General features: G+C 36.9%; 1 protein-coding gene and 1 pseudogene. One reads left to right on the plus strand and one right to left on the minus strand.

Going from position 1 to position 482, the window contains the following annotated elements; all coding sequences use genetic code 11:
• Positions 1-216, minus strand: a 216-nt coding sequence (locus FF105_RS11580; RefSeq protein WP_290046936.1) for a nucleoside hydrolase, incomplete at its 3' end; no start/stop codon positions are given.
• Positions 217-354: 138 nt separating this feature from the next.
• On the opposite strand from FF105_RS11580, the pseudogene FF105_RS11585 reads away from it, so the two are divergent.
• Positions 355-482 (plus strand): annotated as a pseudogene (locus tag FF105_RS11585) (NAD(P)/FAD-dependent oxidoreductase); the annotation flags it as partial.

Below are 482 nucleotides of genomic sequence, written 5' to 3' on the forward strand. Positions count from 1 at the left end.
ACTTGAATGACTAGCACCAATAAATACAGGGACATCATCAGCACCAAGTAAATGTAATAAATTCAGTGAGTTTTGTGCGGCCGTTTCAACAAGTGTGTTACCATAACTAGAGATAATACCAATCAAATCGACATTTGGATCAGCTACAGCGTAGGCGAGCGCCAGAGCATCATCCACGCCCGTATCTAGATCAAGAATCATTTTTTTAGTAGCCATAAATTGTAATTATGTGCAGACGCACATTTCCTCCAAATTGTAATATATATTAATTATAACGGACGAAAACTATTTTTGTTTTAAATTAACGCAATGTTAGAATGACGTTGCAATAAAGTAAAATCGGAGAATATTTAAATGACAGAGTTATATGATGTAGCAATCATAGGTGGTGGACCAGTTGGTATGTTTACAGCTTTCTATGCCGGATTACGTGATACTAAAGCAGTTCTAGTTGAAAGTTTAGCAACACTCGGCGGGCAAGT

This window comes from Leuconostoc sp. UCMA20149 (genome assembly GCF_030400235.1).
Taxonomy (GTDB): domain Bacteria; phylum Bacillota; class Bacilli; order Lactobacillales; family Lactobacillaceae; genus Leuconostoc; species Leuconostoc pseudomesenteroides.